General features: G+C 60.5%; 16 protein-coding genes and 1 tRNA gene. 9 read left to right on the forward strand and 8 right to left on the reverse strand.

Translation table 11 applies throughout. The features are described from left to right. The first annotated feature begins 284 nt into the window (after positions 1 to 284). Positions 285 to 842, forward strand: coding sequence for a hypothetical protein (locus AS189_RS11330; protein ID WP_082634247.1), 558 nt, complete (start codon positions 285 to 287; stop codon positions 840 to 842). 120 nt (positions 843 to 962) lie between these two features. On the opposite strand, the gene AS189_RS11335 is transcribed toward AS189_RS11330, so the two are convergent. Together AS189_RS11335 and AS189_RS11340 are read right to left on the reverse strand one after the other, a co-directional pair. After that, positions 963 to 3,038 carry an acyl-CoA dehydrogenase gene (locus AS189_RS11335; RefSeq protein ID WP_062288818.1) on the reverse strand — a complete coding sequence of 692 codons (2,076 nt, stop codon included), beginning with the start codon at positions 3,036 to 3,038 and terminating at the stop codon, positions 963 to 965. Beyond that, positions 3,035 to 3,766, reverse strand: coding sequence for a TetR/AcrR family transcriptional regulator (locus AS189_RS11340; protein WP_237759824.1), 732 nt, complete (start codon positions 3,764 to 3,766; stop codon positions 3,035 to 3,037). Before AS189_RS11340 ends, AS189_RS11335 begins: the two co-directional genes overlap by 4 nt. Before the next feature lie 65 nt (positions 3,767 to 3,831). Here AS189_RS11340 and AS189_RS11345 point away from each other — a divergent pair, with 65 nt between their 5' ends. From AS189_RS11345 to AS189_RS11355, 3 genes are read left to right on the forward strand one after another with little or no spacing between them, the layout of a single operon-like run. Next, complete coding sequence (locus AS189_RS11345; RefSeq protein WP_062288823.1) at positions 3,832 to 5,217, forward strand: acetyl-CoA C-acetyltransferase; 1,386 nt, start codon at positions 3,832 to 3,834, stop codon at positions 5,215 to 5,217. Positions 5,218 to 5,221: 4 nt separating this feature from the next. Continuing rightward, a complete protein-coding gene (locus tag AS189_RS11350; protein ID WP_062288826.1) occupies positions 5,222 to 6,616 on the forward strand; it encodes a 3-oxoacyl-ACP reductase in 1,395 nt (464 codons plus the stop codon). After that, entirely contained in the window at positions 6,613 to 7,518 is a 906-nt protein-coding gene (locus AS189_RS11355) for a MaoC/PaaZ C-terminal domain-containing protein (protein WP_062288829.1), read from the forward strand. The genes AS189_RS11350 and AS189_RS11355 overlap by 4 nt, the downstream gene beginning before the upstream one ends. Here the strand turns inward: AS189_RS11355 and AS189_RS11360 are convergent. The 3 genes from AS189_RS11360 to AS189_RS11370 all read right to left on the reverse strand — a co-directional run bounded on the left by AS189_RS11360 (position 7,515) and on the right by AS189_RS11370 (position 10,577). Continuing rightward, the gene (locus AS189_RS11360) at positions 7,515 to 9,338 is read right to left on the reverse strand and encodes an alpha/beta-hydrolase family protein (RefSeq protein WP_062288832.1); all 1,824 of its coding nucleotides are present in this window, start codon (positions 9,336 to 9,338) and stop codon (positions 7,515 to 7,517) included. The genes AS189_RS11355 and AS189_RS11360 overlap by 4 nt on opposite strands. An 86-nt stretch (positions 9,339 to 9,424) precedes the next feature. Beyond that, the gene (locus AS189_RS11365; protein WP_062288835.1) at positions 9,425 to 10,234 is read right to left on the reverse strand and encodes a DUF2786 domain-containing protein; all 810 of its coding nucleotides are present in this window, start codon (positions 10,232 to 10,234) and stop codon (positions 9,425 to 9,427) included. Between the two features lie 260 nt (positions 10,235 to 10,494). Next, positions 10,495 to 10,577: transfer RNA gene (locus AS189_RS11370), tRNA-Leu, on the reverse strand. 189 nt (positions 10,578 to 10,766) lie between these two features. Between AS189_RS11370 and AS189_RS11375 the strand changes: the two genes are divergently transcribed. Together AS189_RS11375 and AS189_RS11380 are read left to right on the forward strand one after the other, a co-directional pair. Beyond that, positions 10,767 to 12,071 (forward strand): M20/M25/M40 family metallo-hydrolase, encoded by a 1,305-nt coding sequence (locus tag AS189_RS11375; RefSeq protein ID WP_062288838.1) that lies wholly within the window; start codon positions 10,767 to 10,769, stop codon positions 12,069 to 12,071. 13 nt (positions 12,072 to 12,084) lie between these two features. Next, a complete protein-coding gene (locus tag AS189_RS11380; protein WP_062288841.1) occupies positions 12,085 to 13,242 on the forward strand; it encodes an acyl-CoA dehydrogenase family protein in 1,158 nt (385 codons plus the stop codon). 70 nt (positions 13,243 to 13,312) lie between these two features. On the opposite strand, the gene AS189_RS11385 is transcribed toward AS189_RS11380, so the two are convergent. Next, positions 13,313 to 13,555 carry a DUF5703 family protein gene (locus tag AS189_RS11385; RefSeq protein WP_062288844.1) on the reverse strand — a complete coding sequence of 81 codons (243 nt, stop codon included), beginning with the start codon at positions 13,553 to 13,555 and terminating at the stop codon, positions 13,313 to 13,315. Positions 13,556 to 13,748: 193 nt separating this feature from the next. On the opposite strand from AS189_RS11385, the gene AS189_RS11390 reads away from it, so the two are divergent. Further along, positions 13,749 to 14,039: a hypothetical protein gene (locus AS189_RS11390; RefSeq protein WP_062288847.1), complete on the forward strand. Its 291-nt coding sequence runs from the start codon at positions 13,749 to 13,751 to the stop codon at positions 14,037 to 14,039. A 74-nt stretch (positions 14,040 to 14,113) separates the two neighbouring features. Here AS189_RS11390 and AS189_RS11395 read toward each other — a convergent pair whose 3' ends face one another. Continuing rightward, a complete protein-coding gene (locus tag AS189_RS11395; RefSeq protein ID WP_062288848.1) occupies positions 14,114 to 15,049 on the reverse strand; it encodes an aldo/keto reductase in 936 nt (311 codons plus the stop codon). 92 nt (positions 15,050 to 15,141) lie between these two features. Between AS189_RS11395 and AS189_RS11400 the strand changes: the two genes are divergently transcribed. Together AS189_RS11400 and mshC are read left to right on the forward strand one after the other, a co-directional pair. Beyond that, positions 15,142 to 15,978 carry an undecaprenyl-diphosphate phosphatase gene (locus AS189_RS11400; RefSeq protein WP_062288855.1) on the forward strand — a complete coding sequence of 279 codons (837 nt, stop codon included), beginning with the start codon at positions 15,142 to 15,144 and terminating at the stop codon, positions 15,976 to 15,978. Positions 15,979 to 16,436: 458 nt separating this feature from the next. Next, entirely contained in the window at positions 16,437 to 17,726 is a 1,290-nt protein-coding gene (gene mshC / locus AS189_RS11405) for a cysteine--1-D-myo-inosityl 2-amino-2-deoxy-alpha-D-glucopyranoside ligase (protein ID WP_062288858.1), read from the forward strand. A 118-nt stretch (positions 17,727 to 17,844) separates the two neighbouring features. Here the strand turns inward: mshC and AS189_RS11410 are convergent, their stop codons facing one another. Next, on the reverse strand, positions 17,845 to 18,735 hold the full coding sequence (locus AS189_RS11410; protein ID WP_424580480.1) for a PAC2 family protein: 891 nt from the start codon (positions 18,733 to 18,735) through the stop codon (positions 17,845 to 17,847). Positions 18,736 to 18,781 lie beyond the last annotated feature (46 nt).

The following is an 18,781-nucleotide window of genomic DNA, read 5'->3' on the forward strand; positions in this document are numbered from 1 at the left end:
GGGCAGCCGGTCAGCCAGATTTTGAAGGGGATTGGAGAGGCAATGGCGTCGATACAGGTGCCTGGGTCAGCGTCCCTGGAACCGGTAATGAGCATACGAAAACGCCAAGCACGGGAGCACAGGACAAATATGTCTATGAAGCCAGACTTGCATGTGCCGACGGTGACGTGACCATTTTCCCTGCTTGCTCGGTCGTTATGCCTGCCTGTTCTGTGGGTGAAGGAAGAGCTGACGGGAAACCCGGAACCGCAATCTATTGGTACCGGGCTAACAGTAAGGAGCAAGTGTTGGAATGGTTCTACTTCTCCGGCCCAGAGTGCGTCTTTGGCGAGAAGCCGCGGGATCTGCTTGCTGAGATCGCCGGGCAGATCGCCCGCGAATTCCAACGCACCCCCATCGTCCCCGCAGAATTCGGCAGCCAGCCGGGCCCGCACACGCTCCGTGGCAAGGAAACCAACGTCTGGGCCAACGCCAATACCCAAACCTTCAACCTCACCATGATCGGCCAGAAAGTCACCATCACCGCCACTCCAGCCGCCTACACCTGGAACTACGGCGACGGCACTATCTGGGGTCCTACTCCAATCCACGGGGCACCCCTGAACAAGGACAGAATTGGCGAACAAACCCAAACCAGTCACGTCTACACCGAAACCGGTCGCCTAGCCATCGGCTTGACCACCCACTTCAACGGCACCTACACCGTCAACGGCGGCCCCGAGCTACCCATCCCCGGCCAAGGCAACATCCCCTCAGCATCTCAACCGCTCACCGTCTGGCGCGCCGAAACCAACCTCTACGCCGACGACTGCATCGTCAACCCCAACGGCATCGGCTGCTGACCGGCGGCGTCCCGCCGCCACACCGCCCCCACATCGGAGCCACACCAGACCTCCCCACCCACCCCTTAACCCACGACGGCGGCACCCACGGTGGGTGCCGCCGTCGAACTTCCAGTGAAACTACTTCTTGGAAGCGGCCTTTGCCTGCTGAATCAGGACCTTTTCATCAATGGGACCGTCGGAGCTGGCGCGGAGCTTGCGGTAGTAGTCGCGAGCCTCGTCCTGGCGCTCACGCTCAATGCCGGTGGCGATGGTGGCGCGCAAGTGTTCGGGGCCGTAGCCAAAGGCATCCACCAGATCCAGCGCGTGGGGACGCAATTTGCCGAGTATCCGGTTGATGTACGGGGACAGGGTGCGGGCTCGCATCATGGAAATGCGGCCGTTCATCAAGTACCAGGAGAGGTGCTTTTCAATGAGACCCAAGCCAAACAGATCCCGCAGGCGGGTCATGACGCGCTTGGTGCCGGGATCGGTAATCCGGTCCAGAGCTGCCGTGAACGCCTCCCACTGCAGCAATTCCGCATGTGCGCGGGCAGCCTCAATGAGGTCATTCTGGTTGTTGTTGAATACTTCGGCGCCCTTGTCTTTGGGGAGCTTGGCAGCTTCCTTCAGTGATGCGGCAACCTCGGCCACCATGGTCTGGACACGTTCGGCCAGCATTTGGTGCTGTGTGTCCTGATCCTTGAGTGCCTTGGCAGACTTCTGGGCGGATCCGGTATCGGCCACAAACTGGGCAACCTGGCGCAGACCGGTCTTGTTGATGGTCAGATCGGCGGCTTGGTTGGCCACAAAGCGCGCCAGTACACCAAAGTCCAAGTTTCGGAATTCCTTGCTGTAGTCGCCCAGTAGACGCTTGGCCACCAGCTGCAAGAGCACGGTGTTGTCGCCTTCAAACGTGGCGTACACATCAAGGTCTGCCCGCAGAGACGTGAATCGGTTCTCCACCATGAAACCGGAACCGCCACAAGCCTCACGGCATTCCTGCAGGGTATCCAAGGCGTGCCATGTACTCAGGGACTTCAGCGCGGCAGCCAGAGTTTCCAGGTCCTGACGGTCCTCGTCGGTGTCGTGCGCGCCGGAGAAGACGTCGTCGAACTTCACCAGCAGTTCCTCATGCGCAAAGGCGGCTGCATAAGTGGTTGCCAGCAGGGGTAGGAGTCGGCGCTGATGACGCTGGTAATCCAGCAGCACCACTTCCTCGGTATCCGAGGCGGCGTTGAATTGACGGCGCTCACTGGCATACTGAATGGCGATTTTCAGGGCGACCTTGGAGGCGGCCACTGCGGCGCCATCCAGGGAAACGCGGCCCTGAACCAAGGTGCCCAGCATGGTGAAGAAGCGCCGGCCGGGGCTGGCGATCGGCGAGCTGTAGCTGCCGTCAACGGCCACGTCACCGTAGCGGTTGAGCAGGTTGGTGCGGGGGATACGGACGTGATCGAAGGCCAAGCGGCCGTTGTCGATGCCGTTCAGGCCGCCCTTGATATTGTCATCTCGGCCTTGAATGCCGGGCAAGAATTCCTTGGTGGCCGGATCGCGGAGGTCAACGTAGAAGGCGTGGACGCCGTGGTTCACGCCCTTGGTGATGAGCTGGGCAAAGACCACGGCGGCAAGCCCGTCCACTGCTGCGTTGCCAATGTATTCCTTCCAGGCTGCCTGGAACGGGGTATTGATGACGAACTCTTCTGACTGCGCGTCATAGGTGGCCGTGGTGGCGATTGATGCAACATCGGAGCCGTGGCCAATCTCCGTCATGGCAAATGAACCGGGAATGTCCAGGTTCATGATGCCGGGGAGCCACTTGTCCTGGTGTTCCTGGTTGCCCAAATGCAGCACGGCGGAGCCGAAGAGGCCCCACTGCACCCCTCCCTTGATCTGCAGAGATGGATCAGCAAGGACCAGTTCCTCGAAGCCGGCAACATTGCCGCCGTGATCGTCACTGCCACCAAGCCTGGTGGGGAAGGCGCGGTGAATACCTTCCTTGTTCACGAGGATGCCCAGTTGCGCAAAGACCCGCTTGCGGTGTTCGGTGTGGCTTAGGCCTTCAATCTTGTGCAGTTCTGGCAGCCCCGCCAGCGCCCGGGCCTTCAGCCGGACATCGGCCCATCGGCCCAAGAGGACTTCACCCAACGCTGCGACGTCTACGGTGGCGTCGTCGTGGCTGGCTGTGTGAGACAGCGGGTTCATTGTGTCAATCATGATTTTCCTTCTGCTGCGGTTGCTGAACGGTCGGGGGTGGCGGGGGAGACAAACTGTCCCACGCCGTCGAATAGCCAGGCAGAAATCTGTCCGGCCATGGTGTTGAAATCTGGTTTGCTGGGATCTTCGGGGCTCCGGAGCCACAATTCGCCTGCCGTGCGGACCATGCCGATCGCCGCCTGGGGCCAGTAACCCACCAGTGGCGATTCCGGATCGCCCAGCAGGTGCCTCAGTGGCTCGGTGATCATGGCTGTGATGCTGTCGAAGAAGCCGCTCAATTCACCCGACTGGCGGGATTCGCCGTCGGCCGGGAGCGTGGCAAAAAAGTACACATTCGGGGATGTCTGTGCCATGTGCAGGTACGCCGAGACCATCGCGGTGACGCCTTCGCGAGGATCGGTGGCCCCTTGCCGAGCGGCCGTCAGGGTGTCTTGCATCTGCCGGATGACCACCGAACCCACCGCATTGCGCAGTCCGGACTTGTCGCCGAAGTACCGGTAGAACACGGACTTGGACGTTCCGGCTGTGGCTGCGATCTCCTCCATCGAGGCGTCTGGTCCCAGTCGATGGATGGCCCGGCGCGTTGCTTTGATCAATGCCCGACGGCGTTCCTCACGGTGCGTGTCCCATCGCACCGAGCGCCCGTCGGTGGTGGGATCGGCCGCCTTGTCGGCGCCGGGCATTGGGGAGGGGGCCGACACTGCCGACCCATGCTGTAACGAGTTCACGATACTCAGCGTATCAGGTACGCTGGGTATCAGTAACAATCGGTGTTCCCGAAGGAGAGAGCTTCATGACAACCCCACAAGCAGCAGCATCAGGTAACCAGCAAGCACACGCCGCAACTGCCAGCACAGGCAAAGCAGCGGCCCCTTCATTTGCTGCCCCACGCAAGGCAGTCATTGTTGGTGGAAACCGGATTCCCTTCGCACGCTCCGGGGGTGCCTATGCTCACTCCTCCAATCAGGACATGTTGACCGCAGCATTGGACGGGCTCGTGGCCCGATTCGGTCTGGCCGATGAGGAAATTGGTGAAGTTGCCGCAGGTGCAGTCCTGAAGCACTCTCGCGATTTCAACCTCACCCGTGAAGCAGTCCTCGGCTCGGCGCTCTCGGCAACCACCCCGGCCTACGATCTCCAGCAAGCCTGCGCAACGGGCATGGAAGCCGTGATTGGTCTTTCCAACAAGATTAAGTTGGGTCAGATTGACTCCGCCATTGCCGGTGGCGTGGACTCTGCATCTGATGCACCCATTGCCGTCAGCGAAGGTTTGCGAGCCATTCTGCTTGATCTTAACCGGGCCAAGACCATGGGCCAGAAAGTAAAGATCATTAGCCGCATCCGTCCCAAGGATCTTTCCCCGGATGCCCCTTCTACCGGCGAGCCGCGCACGGGACTTTCCATGGGTGAGCACCAGGCGCTGACCACGGCCCAGTGGAATATCACCCGTCAGGCTCAGGACGAGCTTGCCCTGGCCAGCCACAAAAACCTTGCGGCCGCCTACGATCGCCACTTCTTCGATGACCTCATTACGCCGTTCCGCGGCTTGAACCGGGATTCCAACCTGCGCGCCGACTCCAGCTTGGAGAAGCTCGGCAAGCTCAAGCCAGCCTTCGGCAAGTCGCTCGGTGACGCCGCCACCATGACGGCCGGAAACTCCACGCCCCTCACCGATGGCGCTTCCACTGTGCTGTTGGCCTCCGAGGAATGGGCCGCCGCCCGCGACCTGCCCATACTGGCGGACGTCCTTGACGGCGAAGCTGCAGCCGTTGACTTTGTCCACGGCAAGGACGGGCTGCTCATGGCCCCGGCCTTTGCCGTCCCGCGTTTGCTGGCCCGAAACGGACTCACCCTGGCCGACATTGACTACTTTGAAATCCACGAAGCCTTTGCTGGCACCGTGCTCAGCACGCTCGCGGCATGGGAAGACGAAGAGTTCGGGCAGACCCGTCTTGGTTTGGACGGCGCCTTCGGTTCCATTGACCGCGCCAAGCTCAACGTCAACGGTTCCTCATTGGCAGCCGGTCACCCCTTTGCCGCTACTGGCGGACGCCTCGTTGCGTCACTGGCAAAGATGCTCCACGAACGCGGACCCGTTGACGGCCGCCCGGCACGCGGCCTCATCTCCGTCTGCGCTGCCGGCGGCCAAGGTGTTGTCGCCATCCTGGAAGGCAGGTAGAAACATGAGCCCGCAGAACAAACCGAACACCCAGAGTAAATCAACTGGGGTGCACGAAAAGACTGACAAGTACACCGAGTTTGTCAGCCGTGGACTCGGCAAGGATTTGGCCAAGCGGCTGGGCCTGCCGCAGCCTGCCGTGCTGCGCCGCTACACGCCCAATGGTCCTCTGGTGCAGGGGCCCATTCTGGTCCTTGGGCAAGGAGCAGGGGCCGACGCCGTTGCTCAGGTGTTGCTCGATTGGCACCAAGATGTGCGCAGACATGCAACGCCCAAGGAAAAGTTGGGTGCCATTGTGGCCGTCCTAGATGAAATCGAACACCCGGAGCAGCTGTCAGCTCCCATGCTTGCCCTGGGAGCGGCGCTGCGTGACTTGAACAAGAACGCCCGCGTTCTCACCGTGTCCCGTGTGGCATCGGTCAGCGATGCGCCGGCAGTGGCAGCAGCTAGAAACGGTGTGGATGGGATTGTGCGCTCACTGGCCAAGGAACTGCGTGCCGGAGCCACGGCCAACGGTATTCTGCTGGCTAACGACATTGCCGCGGAAGCACCCAGCGCAGTCTCGGCGTTGCGTTTCTTCCTCTCGGCCCGATCGGCCTTTGTGGATGGACAATTCCTCACGGCGTCCTCAGTTGGTTCAACGACGGAACCGAACTGGGACAAGCCATTGAATGGTTCCGTGGCGGTTGTGACAGGTGCGGCCCGGGGAATTGGTGCGTCCATTGCCCGCACACTTGCCCGGGATGGAGCTACTGTTCTGGTGGTGGACGTGCCGGCAGCGGGCGATCACCTAGCCGCCGTCGCCAATGAAATCCACGGCACGGCACTCCAGCTGGACATCACCAGCCTGGACGCCGGTGAGCGGATCCTTGACCATGCCATCTCCCGCTATGGGCGGCTGGACATTGTGGTGCACAACGCCGGCATCACCCGCGATAAACTCCTGGCCAACATGGATGCCGCCAAATGGGATTCGGTCATTGCCGTCAACATCGCCTCCCAGCTGCGCATGAATGAAGCATTCCTAGCTAGCACCGATTTCGCCAACAACCCGCGCATCATCAGCGTTGCCTCCACCAGTGGGATAGCTGGCAACCGGGGGCAAAGCAACTACGCAGCCTCGAAGGCGGGTGTCATGGGTATGGTGCGTTCCACCGCGCCGTTGCTCAGTGAACGCGGTGGCACCGTCAACGCCGTCGCACCTGGCTTTATTGAGACTGACATGACGGCAAAGATCCCCTTCGCCACACGGGAAGTGGCCCGGCGCCTGAACAGCCTCCAACAGGGCGGCAAGCCCAGCGACGTGGCCGAGGCCATTGCGTTCTTCGCCCAGCCTCAGGCAGCCGGTGTCACGGCAAACGTGTTGAGGGTGTGCGGACAGAATATGGTGGGGCAATGAGCGAGCCAACACTGCTGAGCGAAATGCCGTCGCTGTCCAAGCTGTACGTCAATGCTGCCGCCATGGCCGCCAAGGGCAAAGTTCTGCGGAGCGAACCTGTCGTAGCACTGCCCTCCCGGGCTGTTGAGGTTCGTGGCGTAAGGGCTGATTTGACCAAGGTTACGGAGTTTGCGCACTTAATGGGGGAACCGGCCCGTGATCTGTTGCCTTCGGGCTATCTGCACGCTTTAACGTTCCCTGTGGCCATGTCCGTCATGGTTCAGGATGATTTTCCGTTGCCATTGCTGGGCATGATTCACCTGCGCAATCAGGTGGAGCACATGGCTCCGGTGTTGTTTACTGATGAGCTGTCCGTGCGGGCTTGGGCACGTGATCTGGTGGGTCACAGGAGCGGTACACAGGTGCAGCTCGTGGCGGAAATTCATAACGCTGACGGCACAGAGTTGTTGTGGCGTGGCGTTTCTACCTACCTAGCCAAGGGCGTTTTTCTGCCCGGTCTGGACAAACCGACGGCAGCCGTGGAGCGTATTGACTTTGTGCCGCCGACGCCCACGGCGCAGTGGCAGTTGGGCGTTGATACGGGTCGCGCGTATGCGGCGGTCTCGGGGGATTTCAACCCGATCCACCTCAGCGTGTTGACGGCGAAGGCGTTGGGCCTGCGCCGTTCCATCGCCCATGGCATGTATGCAGCCTCTCGTGTTCTGGCCACGGTTCCGCAGTCCAAGCCGCATTCCTTTAACTGGGACATCAGCTTTGATTCGCCCATGTTCTTACCAGCCGCCGTGTCCCTGGAGGTCCTTGACTACAGGACAATCGACGGCGTGTGGCTAAGTTCGGAGTTCACCGCGTGGAATGCACGCAGTGCACGAAGGTATTTCAGCGGCACAGTGAGCGCAGCCTAGTTCGTCATTGACTCTTCGTACGGGTAGGCCGCGATGACGGCTTGAATGCGGTCCAGTGCGGGTTGGTCCAGGCCGCTGGGGGAGACCCCGTTCCAGGCCTGGACCGCCACGTCGCCAAAATTATGGCCATGGCTGGCGGGGACAGCCTCGCCCATGAACATGTCAAAGGCCACCTGCAAGTAGGTGATGAGGGGTATCCACCGCATGGAATCGCTGACGTCTGGGGCACGGCCTCCGTTGGCGGAGCTTCCTGCGAGCCAGTCTGGCTTCTGCCAGATCAGCGCAGGAGTCAACCAGGTTACGGCGTCGGTTCCATGTTGCAGATATGCCACACGGGCCGGTTCCCAGGCTCGGGTCAACTTGTCGAAGTCGCCATTGTTGGACAGCCAGCGCACGTTCCGCCCGCCGTCGAACACTGGCTGCCACACTGGTGAGCCTGGATCGCGCTGGGCCTGCAGCTCACCCCATGGCTGGGAGTTGTTCGGGGCCCCCGAAAAGACCGCTCCGTCAATGGTGCTGGTTAATTCCTCAACTGTGCCAAATGCGGATTGCATTCCCGAGGCGCCCAAGCTGAGCCCGTAGACCAGCAGTTCGGGGCGTTTGGCTTCCGGCATCGAATCCCATTCGGCCTTCACTGCTTTGTACAGTGCCTGGGCTGAGGCGCGGGGGAGATCCTGATGGAAGAGGAACGATACCCAGCTGGGTTGGTAGGAATACTGCATGGAAACTATGGCTGTATCGCCACCGTGAAGGTATTCCAGTGAGTCGACGGCTTGGCGCTCCAGCCAGCCTGATCCTGTGGGATTGGCAATCATGAGGGTGCCGCGGCTAAACGCGCCCGTCCGTTTGAGTTCGGCCACCGCTACCTTTGCACGGTCCGCCATGGAGGCTGCTTGGACGGATCCTACATAGACACGCACCGGTTCCTTGGCCGGAGCCCGGGTAAGAGCCTCAATGGTGGCTGCCGTGGGCCCGCCACCTACAAAGGCGCGGCCCTGCATGCCCAACTTCTCCCACTCAACGGCGGATTGGCTGCCGGCAGATCGGAATTCCGAGGCAGGTTCGGTGATGCCTGCGGGTGTGGTGTCGTTGCGTGCGGAGTAAACGCGGTCAGTGCCCAACAGCGCACCAGACACTAGGAGTGTCAGGGCCAGCACCACTGTGAGTGTCCCGGTGAGCAGTCCGCCAGCGGTGACGATGCGCAACCGCGAGGCAGGACGCAAAGAAGCCCGCAGGCTCTCACTCGAACTCGACTTCTGAAGCAAGCGCTGAGTCCAGTGCCGGCCCAGCGCTGCCATCGTCCGTAAACCTCGGTGGACGCCGAAAACCATTGCACCCACTAGTAAGGCGACCACGAAGAACGTGCCCAGTTCCAAGCCATCCACGGGAGCCATCTCTACTTTGGCGCGAACATCGTTTTGCCAGTGGACGGCAAGAATGCCCACCACTGCAACGTAGATGCCGGCTAAGGCGCCAGCCGCTGGCCAAACCCACAACGGCGGTGCTGAGCGACCTGAAGCGGCAGCCACTGTGCCGGTGGGAGTCGACATTGCGGAAGCAGCAGTATCTGAGGCTGACGCAACAGCCGACACTGCAGCTGGTGGTCGCGCACCTGGGGACGATTGCCGCCGTCGGGCAATAAAAGCAGCCACCGTACGCCATAGCCAAGACGCCGCTAAGTACGCTAGACCGAAGCTCAAACCGGCCAAGAATCCCTGAAAGAGGGCAGGTCGTGGGACCAGTGATGGAGTCAGCGCCAAGCCCACTGCGGCAACGGCCGCGATGAGCCCGGCAATCCTGGCTGATTTGGTGTGGTTCATGGATGAACTGAGCCTTCTTACTGCGTTCTAACGGCGTGCTGAGTGGAAGTATCAGCCTAGCCGCTCACGCTTCCCCTGCACCTGAATCACACGTCCAATGAGTGGCGTGCCGCAGCATTCACCTCACTGCTGACGCGCGCCATGGTTCCGGCATATTTCCCGGCTGAATGAGCCGTAGCTGACCCCATCGACATGCTCTGTCGGCGTGCGGCGCGAAGAACCGGATACAGCATGTTGACATGCTCATCCGCACGATCCCGGCGGCTGGCCAAGACCAGCTCATTGCCGGGGCCGCCGGAGGCAACTTCGTCGCTGTAGATAGCGGCAATTCTGTCGGCCACAGTGAGGAGAAAGCCCAACTGGAACTGCCGGCGTTCCAAGGTTTTCTCATGCGCGGAGAGGAAGTCCTTATAGGGATAGTTCAGCCACCAGACTCGCATGGTGGCTTCAAGTTGGAGCCGCAATGAGCCGAATAGCCGTAGCACTTGGGCAACATCGGATTCGGCACCAATCAGGTACAGGATCTTTGCCGTGGTGGAGTTGGCCTGCAGCACGCGGACAGTGTTAAACGCCAAGGCGATCGAGGTGAAGCCGCGTGCTTGACCCACCCGGTATTGTCCGCCAAACTCAACCTGTTCCTCCACAATGGGTTCCTGTGGCTTGCCCAACTTACCTGCCTCGGCGTCAATGCTGGCCTGTTCAATGCCGTAGCGGACCATGAGCCGCTCAGCATGCTCCTGAAATGCCTGAGCTTCGGCGGGGAAGGGCGTGCTCTCCGCTTTGGCCAGTAGTTTGGTGATGAGTTTGAGGGTTTTGGCCGTTTTCTCTGGCTGCACAGCTGTCTTAGGCTCTCCAGCGTCCGGGGTCTGGCGGCCGTCTTCCGTCTCTGTCTTCATGATGAAGCGCTCCTTTGCTCTGGCGCCGTGGGCCGTGTGCACCTGCTGTGCTGGGGCCAAAGAAAAACCGGCTGTCCATTGATAGGCACTCTAAGGTGAGGCTCTGACATTTAAGGTGGGCTAGCGTGGAAAAGCCAGGAGGTGACGTTCCGCACACTCGTCCCTTCTGGCCGCTAACCCGCTAGCCCCAGCTAAACAGGGCCTATCTGTGAAATAAAAAAAGACTCCCTGAGAACCGAAGTTCTCAGGGAGTCTAACCGTGCGCGAGAAGGGACTTGAACCCTCACCCCGTTTCCAGGACCAGCACCTCAAGCTGGCGCGTCTGCCATTCCGCCACTCGCGCAGGTGATGTCCGGAGCAATTCATCCTCTCGGTTGAATCGTTGTCTCCGTCAGCAGCGATGAAAACAATAGCATGACTTTTGCCAGAAACACCAATCGAGGGCTGGGGTCCAAATTTGTCATCCAAAAAGCACGCGATTGGGCGCAAAGGTAGGCTGGAGAAAACGCCCCAAAGCTTAAGGAGTTTTCCCGTGAACACCATCAGGCCCGAGGATGAAGTTGCCGGCATCTGCGCCGATCTCATTCGTTTCGACACCAGCAACTATGCCGATAACGAAGGCCCGGGTGAGCGCGCCATAGCTGAGCACACGGCCGCGTTGATTTCTGAGGTTGGATATTCGCCCGAGGTATACGAGTCTTCTCCCGGCCGCGCCAATGTGGTGACTCGCATTGAAGGGACCGATTCCACCTTGCCCGCGCTGATCGTGCATGGGCACCTGGACGTTGTTCCTGCAGAAGCCAGCGATTGGAGTGTCGATCCTTTTGGTGGTGAAGAAAAGGACGGCTTGATCTGGGGCCGGGGCGCCGTCGATATGAAGGACATGGACGCCATGATGCTTTCGGTCATGCGCTCCATGGGCAGAGACGGCCGCAAACCCAAGCGTGACATTATCTTCGGTTTCTTTGCCGACGAAGAAGCCGGAGGAACATACGGTGCCCGCTGGACGGTGGATAACCGCCCAGACCTCTTCGAAGGTGCCACCGAAGCCATCTCGGAGGTGGGCGGCTTCTCCACCGAGATCAACGGCAAACGGGCCTATCTGTTGCAGACGGCCGAGAAGGGTCTGGCGTGGTTGCGGTTGACGGCGCATGGCCGCGCCGGTCACGGTTCACACATCAACACCGATAACGCGGTAACCCGGCTGGCCCGGGCAGTGACTCGGATCGGTGACCACGAATGGCCCATTGAGTACACGGACACCACCCGGGCATTCCTTGAAGGCGTGTCCGAGCTGACCGGCGTCGAATTTGACGAATCCAACCCGCAGACGCTGCTGAGCCAGCTCGGTACGGTGTCACGATTCGTTGGTGCAACACTTCAAAACACGGCCAACCCCACCTATCTCAAGAGTGGCTACAAGGCCAATGTAATTCCTGGCACGGCCGAGGCCATGATTGATATTCGGACGCTTCCGGGTCAGCACGAACACGTTCTTGAGCTGGTTCGTGAATTGGCTGGCGATGGCATCGATATCTCCACCATCCACAACGACGTCTCCCTGGAAACTCCCTTTGCCGGCAATTTGGTGGACGCCATGATCGATTCACTCCATACTGAGGATCCGGGTTCCACCGTGTTGCCGTACACGTTATCTGGCGGCACGGACAATAAGTCCCTGAGCCGTCTGGGCATCACCGGCTATGGATTTGCTCCGCTGCAGCTGCCGGCCGAGTTGGACTTCACGGGCATGTTCCATGGCGTCGATGAGCGTGTTCCAGTGGACTCGCTGAAGTTTGGTAGCCGCGTGCTGGATCGATTGCTGAGCAACTACTAATGGGCGGTGTGCCATGAGCGTTGAGCTAAATGAGCTGCTCCCTGATGAACTGCTCGAGCGTTTCCGTGTCCGAGCCAAGGGCTATGACGAGCGCAATGAGTTCTTCCACGAAGATCTCGCGGAGCTGAAGTCGCTGGGGTACCTGCGCATGTTTGCTTCCGAGGACGACGGCGGACTCGGCTTTGGTCTGGAACAGGTCGCCGCCGCGCAACGTAGGTTGGCAACGGCGGCCCCAGCTACTGCGTTGGCGATCAACATGCACCTAGTGTGGACCGGCGTCGCCCATCTGCTGGCGCAGCGCGGGGACGATTCCTTGCACTTTGTCTTAGAAGAAGCTGTGGCGGGGGAGGTGTTCGCCTTTGGTAACTCGGAGGCGGGCAACGATTCGGTGCTGTTCGATTCCAACACTGTGGCGGCTCCTCTGGGGGACGGCAGCTACAGTTTCACCGGCACTAAGATCTTCACATCGCTTTCGCCAGCCTGGACGCGCCTGGGCATCTTTGGCAAGGACACTTCGGGACAGGAGCCTGTGCTGGTACATGCCTTCATCACCCGCGAGACGCCCGGCTACACCATCTTGGACGATTGGAATACCCTGGGCATGCGGGCCAGCCAGTCGAACACGACAGTGCTCGACGGCGTGGTGGCCTCGGCTGAGCGCGTGTTCCGGAAGCTACCCGTGGGACCCACAGCCGACGCCTTGATCTTCTCCATCTTTGCCTGCTTTGAGACGTTGCTTGCCGCCGTCTACACGGGGCTGGGGGAGCGGGCACTGGCAATTGGGGTGGCAACTGTTCATAAGCGCAGATCCAAGAAATCGGGCAAGAGCTATGCGCAGGATCCTGATATTCGCTGGCGTATTGCCGATGCGGCCCTTGCCATGGATGGGCTGTACCCGCAACTAGTTGTTGTGGCTCGGGACGTGGACAATCTGGTTGATCACGGTAGCCAATGGTTCCCGAAACTGGTGGGACTGAAGGTTCGTGCCACGGAAACTGCTCGCACGGTAGTGGATCTGATCATCCGTGTCAGCGGCGGCAGTAGCTACTTTGCAGGAAACGAACTGGGCCGGTTATACCGAGACGTACTTGCGGGGATGTTCCATCCCTCGGACGATGAATCGGCGCACGCCACCATTGCCAGCGCTTGGTTGGGGCCGCTGGAGGACTGAACGGGAAGACTGGAGTTAAGGACGGAAGTTCAGGAGTGGACGGACCTCTAGGGCAGCCATGCCGAAAGGTTCAGGAGTAAATCTCCAGCGTCCGTTGGACCCGCAGCACTTTGCGGCGCATCACGTATTTGCGGTGGCCGCCCATATACAGGGTGCTGCGGGCCAGCTCCCACTTGCCGTATTCGGCATGCTCGCGGAGCCGCTGATAGGCGGTAGGGACGGATTCGTCACGAGAAACCGTGATTTCTAAGTATTCGTACTGACGCAGAGGTGCTCCTGGGCCTGACTGCGTTGGCGTGAGGGTCTCCCGCATAGGTGGTCCTTCTCTGTCCAAGCCAGTGTCCGTGAGTCATCGCCACCGACACCAACATTGCTTCCGCCAACCGCAACTGCCGGTGGCGTTCAAGGTGTGCTTCTTCACACCAAGGTACCCGTGTTTTCTATGAATTTCTCATACTCGTGAGAAGGACTTTCAAGTTGCCGGGCACACTGGTACCGTCAATCGCATGAGCATTGATCCCCGCGCAGCCCTGAGTGCCCTCACAACCGCATTAGAAGAACATTTGGTGGCAGCTTCGGCTCGCCGCGGGGAGGAAGACCCTATTGTTGAAGCAACCTTTTTGGGCATCATCGATGCCTTTGAAGCCTATGAAGAAGCCCTTTTTGATGCCTTTGATGAGGTGACACCGTTGGTCATCTACGGTGAAGACGGTGACGAGGGCGATTTTGATGACGAAGACGATGGCGAATCGGATGACGATTCCGTCGATTCAGACGTCAGTACCGCAGCTGAGTAACACAGCGCTTTGCTAAGAGTCATAAAAAAGCCCGCAGGGAATTTTCCCGGCGGGCTTTTGTGATCTAAAGCGGATTAGGACAGCTGTGAAACCTCGTTGAGCACTGTCACGATTTGTTCAGGCAGTGGATCAAGCGAAGAGGTCAGAATGTCAGCCAGTTGTTCTTGGGTGCGTGGACCAATGACGGCGGAGGCCACAGCGTGGTGTTCAAGGAGCCAACTCAGGGCCACATCTAGGGGTGTTCGCCCGAGTCCCTTGGCTGCTGTGATCAAGGCTTCGGTGATGCGGGTCGGGCGTCCGTCCAAATACTTTTCAACGTAACCAGCCATGGTGGTGCTGGCTCCGCGTGAGTCGGAGGGGATCTGACCTCGGTACTTGCCTGTCAAAACACCACGGCCCAAGGGGGCCCAGCACAAGAGACCGGCACCCAGATGCTCGGCTGCCGGGACGAGCTCCCGTTCTGCCTCGCGTGCCAGCAAGGAGTACTCCACCTGGTTGGCAATCAGCGGGGTCTCGGACAGGGTTGCTGCACGTGCCAGCTGCCATCCGTTGTAGTTGGAGACACCTGCATAGCGAACCCGGCCGCTACTGACGGCATATTCTAGGGCTCCCAGCGTCTCTTCCAAGGGAACATTGGCGTCCCACACGTGCGCCAGCCACAAATCCAAATGGTCCGTGCCCAGACGGGCCAGTGAGGCATCCAAGCCGGCAAGCATGGCGCGCCGGGACGTGTCAACCATACGCTTGTCGTTGCGATGGCTGACACCGGCTTTGGAGATTAGAACCACATCGCTGCGGGAAACTACATCCCCCAACAGTTCACCCAGGATTGCTTCGCTGCGCCCCTCTACGTAACTGACGGCAGTGTCCACCGTGGTGCCACCGGCGTCCACGAAATCGCGCATTTGCGCCCGGGCCGTGTCAGTGCTGGTTTCGTTTCCCCAGGTCATTGTCCCCAGGGTCAAGGCAGAAACGCGCAGTCCGCTGGTGCCCATGAATCTTTGTTCCATAGCTGCAAGCTTACGGGGAATTACCTGCGTGTTTTGCGCGGCGCTTGGCATATTGGGCCCCGACGCCCCACACATGCTTTAGGCTGAAACCCGTGAACTGGTTTGAAGCTGCCTTCTTAGGCCTTGTCCAGGGCCTGACTGAATTCCTCCCGATTTCTTCAAGTGCCCATCTCTTTGTCGTCGGTAAATTCTTGCCCTCAGGGGAAGACCCCGGTGCGGCATTTACCGCTGTCAGTCAACTTGGCACGGAAACGGCCGTGTTGCTCTACTTCTGGCGCGATATTGTCCGCATCATCAAAGCGTGGTGGGGATCGCTGCGGGGACGGGTGCCACGCACCGATCCAGACGTCCGCATGGGCTGGCTGGTCATCATTGGTAGCCTGCCCATTGCCCTGCTGGGTGTGCTGTTTCAAAGCCACATTGAATCCACGCTCCGGAACCTGTGGCTCGTTGCCACAACCCTCATTGTCTTTGGCCTGATCCTTGCCGTGGCTGACCACGTGGCCAGCCAGAAACGTGAACTAAAAGACCTCAGCCTCAAGCACGGCATCATCTACGGCTTTGCCCAGGCGCTGGCCTTGATCCCCGGCGTGTCCCGCTCCGGTGGCACCATCACAGCCGGTCTGCTCATGGGTTATACCCGGGAAGCTGCCGCCCGCTACGCCTTCCTGCTGGCCATCCCCGCAGTCTTTGCCAGTGGGTTCTACGAGCTGTTCAAGATCTTTGCCAAGCACGAAGGTGCCGCTGGTCCCTTCGGCATTGGTGAAACCATCCTGGCCACGGCGGTTGCCTTCGGTGTGGGATATCTCATCATCGGCTGGTTCCTCAAATATATTTCCACCAAGAGCTTCCGGCCCTTCGTCTGGTATCGCATCGGCTTGGGTCTGCTGCTGTACATCCTTCTAGGGACCAACGTCATCACCCCGTAGCCCAGAACCCCCGTCATCCAAAGGCGCTGCCAACTTGCTGGCAGCGCCTTTTCTATGCCCTAGCCCGCCTCCCAAACCTTGCTTCGCTCGCTTTGGGCCCCTCGGCGGTTACCGCCTAGCCCGCCTCCCAAACCTCGCTTCGCTCGCTTTGGGCCCCTCGGCGGTTAGCGCCTAGCCCGCCTCCCAAACCTCGCTTCGCTCGCTTTGGGCCCCTCGGCGGTTAGCGCCTAGCCCGCCTCCCAAACCTCGCTTCGCTCGCTTTGGGCCCCTCGGCGGTTAGCGCCTAGCCCGCCTCCCAAACCTCGCTTCGCTCGCTTTGGGCCCCTCGGCGGTTAGCGCCTAGCCCGCCTCCCAAACCTCGCTTCGCTCGCTTTGGGCCCCTCGGCGGTTAGCGCCTAGCCCGCCTCCCAAACCTCGCTTCGCTCGCTTTGGGTCCCTCGGCGGTTAGGCTTGACCCTGTGAAAACTTGGAAGTCCCACGCCCTGCCCCAGCTGCCCGGCACCATGGGTGCCCTAGCGCTGCATGAAACCACCGCGCAGAAAGTGGTAGCCCTGCCGGACACTGGCCCTGCCAGCATGTACGTCTGCGGCATCACCCCCTACGACGCCACCCACATGGGTCACGCCGCCACCTATGTGGCCTTCGACCTGCTTAACCGCGCTTGGCGCGACGCCGATCGCACCGTCAGCTACGTGCAAAACGTCACTGACATTGACGATCCGCTTCTGGAACGCGCAACCCGCGACGGCGTTGACTGGCGAGAGCTTGCAGCCTCCCAAACAGCGTTGTTCCACGCAGACATGGAAGCGCTGAACGTTCTTGCCCCTGACCACTACATTGGTGCAGTTGAAGCCATTGAGTGGATCGTGCCCGACATTGAAAAGCTGTTGGCCGAAGGAATCGCCTACCCGGTGATGGGAAGCGACGGAGCGCCCGACGGCGACATTTACTTCTCTGTCGAGGCCGCCTCGGCTGCCGAAAAGGTCGCTGGACCCTTGGCGCCATGGTGGCTTGGTCAGGTTTCGGGCATGAGCCAGGAAGGCATGCTTCCCGTCTTTGCCGAGCGCGGCGGCGATCCTGCTCGCCCGGGTAAGCGCCACCCGCTCGATGCTCTGCTGTGGCGGGTTGCCCGTGACGGCGAGCCGTCATGGGACGGGGCGTCCTTGGGCGCTGGCCGTCCCGGCTGGCACATCGAATGTACAGTGATCGCCCAGCGCTTCTTGCCTGCGCCCTTCACTGTCCAGGGCGGCGGCAGCGACTTAGTCTTCCCGCACCACGAGATGGGTGCTGGTCACGCGTACGCCCTGAGCCACACACCCATGGCTTCTCACTACGTGCACACAGCCATGGTTGGTTTGGATGGCGAGAAAATGAGCAAGTCACTGGGTAACTTGGTGCTGGTCTCGAAATTGCGTGCCGACGGCGTTGACCCGGCAGCTATTCGCCTGACCATCTTGGCCAACCACTACCGCAGCGATTGGTTCTGGACGCAGGAGCAGTTGGAATCAGCCCAGGATCGTTTGGAGCGCTGGCGCAAGGCGGCCCCACGGGCTGCTAAAGGTTCCGGCAAGGTGCTGCTGGCTGAACTGCGTGCAGCCCTGTCTGCTGACCTGGATGCTCCCCGTGCTCTGGCCGCCGTGGACGAATGGGCCAGGACGTCCACCGTCAGTGATGCCAGTTCGGCATCAGAGCGGGACACGGCCCTCGTCTCAGACGCCCTAGAAGCACTGCTCGGGATCGAACTGTAAAGCCGGGCCGGGCGGTGGAGCCGGCGTTTCCGTAGGCTGCGTCAGGGAGGCCGAGGCCGCCCGCGGCCGATGGGCCGGAAAGCAGCCGAGGGAAGGCTGGTCCACCGCCTAACCAGCGCTAGGGCTGTTCGTTGCCGCGCTTGCGCAAGTAACGCTCAAACTCTTGAGCAATGGATTCGCCAGTAGCCTCGGGCAGCTCCGCTGTGTCCTTGGCTTCTTCTAGCTGCTGAACATAGGCGGCAATTTCCGGGTCACCGGCTGCTAGCTCGTTGACGCCGCGCTCCCAAGCGTGCGCGTCATCAGCCACCTTGGCGGTGGGCAGAGAAATCTTCAGGAAGTCTTCAATCCTGTTCAGCAACGCCAATTCGGCCTTGGGCGATGGCGCCTGCGCCACATAGTGCGGAACGGCTGCCCACAGCGAGATGGTGGGCAGCCCGGCCAACAGGGCCACTTCATTGATGACACCCACAATCCCAATGGGACCTTCATATTGGGAGGCTTCCAATTTCAGGCGGGATGCGAGTTCCTCGTCGTCGCACGTGGCAGTGACAGGCATGGGACGCGAGTGTGGCACATCAGCCAAAAGTGCGCCCACCAGCACCACATAGTTGACGTTGAGCTCGGCGGCCTTGGCCAGCAGCTCGGCAGTGTAGGCGCGCCAGCGGTACGACGGTTCGATGCCATGGACCAAGATCACATCAATGGCGCTGTCCGGGATGGAGGCCTTGGCGATCTTCGTGACAGGCCACTTGATTTTGTGTCCGCCCGTGGACGTCAGGCGAACCTCGGGACGGGTGAATTGGAAGTCGTAATACTCATCGGGTTCAATCACGCCAACCCGCTTCGCGCCCCACAGCCGGTGCAGGTATTTGAGCGCGTCGCTGGCGGCCTCGCCGGCGTCGTTCCAGCCTTCAAAGGCGGCCAACATGACCGTCACACGGTCTTCGCCAGGGGCAGCTTCCAGAAAAGCTGCTGGTTCCTGCGGGTCAACGTCATTGATTCTGCTCACAGTTCTCAGCCTACGGCTCCGCGGTGTTTGCGGCATCACCCACCAC

It is taken from the genome of Arthrobacter alpinus, from assembly GCF_001445575.1.
In the GTDB taxonomy this organism is placed as follows: Bacteria; Actinomycetota; Actinomycetes; order Actinomycetales; family Micrococcaceae; genus Specibacter; species Specibacter alpinus_C.